The sequence below is a fragment of the Okeania sp. genome (assembly GCF_983059655.1).
On record NZ_CEZPJD010000997.1, the window covers coordinates 1 to 2,489 of the forward strand.

Annotated in this window: 2 protein-coding genes; both read right to left on the reverse strand. The window is 39.2% G+C overall.

The window, feature by feature from the left end; genetic code table 11:
* Positions 1 to 348: 348 nt before the first annotated feature.
* Positions 349 to 726 carry a DUF2237 family protein gene (locus AC3DU7_RS31035; protein WP_488043085.1) on the reverse strand — a complete coding sequence of 126 codons (378 nt, stop codon included), beginning with the start codon at positions 724 to 726 and terminating at the stop codon, positions 349 to 351.
* Positions 727 to 1,154: 428 nt separating this feature from the next.
* Complete coding sequence (gene pstS, locus AC3DU7_RS31040; RefSeq protein ID WP_488043086.1) at positions 1,155 to 2,192, reverse strand: phosphate ABC transporter substrate-binding protein PstS; 1,038 nt, start codon at positions 2,190 to 2,192, stop codon at positions 1,155 to 1,157.
* Between the last annotated feature and the right edge of the window lie 297 nt (positions 2,193 to 2,489).

A 2,489-nucleotide genomic window follows, 5' to 3' on the forward strand; every position in this document is an offset into this window, starting at 1 on the left:
TTAACCACTCCTAAAAAACTAGAAATGACTAAAAAGCTACTGCTATTCATTTGTCGAGGTTCTTTATACCGATTTACCTACTTTCTATACTAACCTTAAGTATACAAATTGTCAACCCCCTTTTGGAAGTCAAAAGTCAAAAGTCAAAAGTCAAAAGTTAGAATTTATTTCAGTTGTTAGTTATCAGTACTGATGAGTAAATCTTCTTTTTTTCAAGGAGAGGTAGTTGTTAATTATTAATTACAGCAGATTCCTCGCATAAGAAGTACAGATATTAACAATTAAATTTTTCCAGTGCGGGCATCTTGCCCGCGACGGGTTTACCTCACCAAAGTGGAATCCGCTGTATCAATTATCAACTATTGAAAGTGCGTGTTCCTGCAAAACCTCCAAAGGCACAACTTCTAAAGCTTTTTGATGAGTTGCTGACAAAACTACTGGTGGTGCAACCCCAGAATCTAGAGCTTCTTTCCAACGAGACGCACACAAACACCAGCGATCGCCCGGTTTTAAACCAGGAAAGGAATATTCTGGTCTAGGTGTACTCAAATCATTACCACGACGCTTGGTAAATTCCAAAAATTCTGCTGTCACTGCCGCACAAACAACATGGGAACCAAAATCTGATGCTCCAGTCTGACAAAACCCATCCCGATAAAATCCAGTCATGGGAGAAGTGCAGCAAATTTCTAGCTTTTCACCTAATACATTTAGTGATTCCATCATTTAGATATCTCCAGAAAAGTAGGCAATAGGGAATATACAACATATTCCGGCGTTGCTGAATTGAAGTATGAATACACGATTGTTTTGTTCTGGTAAAGCCCCCTAAATTCCCCCTTCCTTGAAATGCGCAGCATCCTCTGGCTTCCCCCTTTCTAAGGGGGACGGGAGGGGGATAAAGGGGGACTTTTAGAGTTTTATTCCCCCCAAAATTGGGGGGTTAGGGTAGCTCTGCATCATACCCAGAATCAGCAACGCCTATCTTCCAAGTATATAAAGTACAAATATTAATAATTAAATGTTCATAGTGCGGGCATCTTGCCCGCGATCTTCCTCCTACCTTTTTCTATTAATAATTAAATGTTCATAGTGCGGGCATCTTGCCCGCGAGGGGTGTACCTCTCTTAGCTGGAATCTGCCTTCTTCCTCCTTCAATTATTTGCTACTTGACTTTCAACTTTCTCCAGAATTTTTGCTCCTATAGCCTCTGGAACACGGGTATACTCAAGAGTATTGTTCAAGTTTTGACCTTCCTTCAAAACCCAATTGACCATTTTTTTTACTGTAGTTGCTTGGTCTGAACTCTCATAATTTGCCTTAATTAATAGCCAAGTAACTCCAACTATGGGGTATCCATCATCAGGGTTAGCTTCGTTAGCGGGGGTAAAATCTTGATAAAATCTCAGTCCGGATAATGCAATGTTTGCCTCTTCGAGAGTAGGTTCGACAAACCTACCCTGTAGATTCTCCAGCATTGCTGTTGACAGGTTGTTTTGACGAGCAAAAGTATCTTGTACATAGCCGATCGCACCTTCAGTTTCTTTCACTAAAGCAGCTACTCCATCATTTTTTTCACCTTCCAGGGGATTTTTTGGCCAACCAGGTTTTCTAGATGCACCCACTTCTCGACTAAAAGTTGGACTGGCAGCACTCAGATGCCTGGAGAAAATGAAAGTTGTACCACTACCATCAGCTCGTACAACAGTTTGAATAGGTAAGTCAGGTAAGTCAACTCCTGGGTTATCCTGAGCAATTCGGCGATCGTTCCATTGAGTAATCTTACCTGCGAATATATCTGGCAACACCAACTGAGATAGTTTGAGTTCGGTTACTCCGGGCAAATTATAAACTACTGCTACAGCACCTCCTGCTGTTGGTACCATAACAACTCCCTTTGGCATTTGCTCTATTTCTGCTGCAACTGGTGGTGCATCTGTACCTGCAAAGTCAACAGTATCTGCAATAAAACTCTCAATACCTTTGCCACTACCCACAGAATTATAATTTACTGTAATTCCTGTATCTTCTTTTAATTTTTGAAAGTAACGCTCATACAAAGGAGCAGGGAATGATGCTCCTGCACCTTCAATAGTTTGGGCGATCGCTTCACCAACAGTGCCAAGTGAAAGAGTAACTGCTGCAACTGTCACTGTTAGAGAATTGTGCCAAATAGTTTTTAATAAAACCATATATGACCCTCCGAAAAAATCTAATTTATTTATTAAGTTTCTAGTTTATTAAGTATCTAGATAATAACGAGGATAGCAGTTGAAATACAACAAACTTTATTTATATTACTAAATCTTTATATTACTATATATTACTATTTTTATAGGGGTTATATAAACAGTAATTTAATTTAGATAATATTGTCAAGATTTTGCAAAAATTTAATCTATTGTTAACTTTAACGTAAGCATTTCCTACGGAATGCTGCGCAAACAGCGGTCATTTCAGTTATCAGTTATCAGTTATCAGTTATCAGT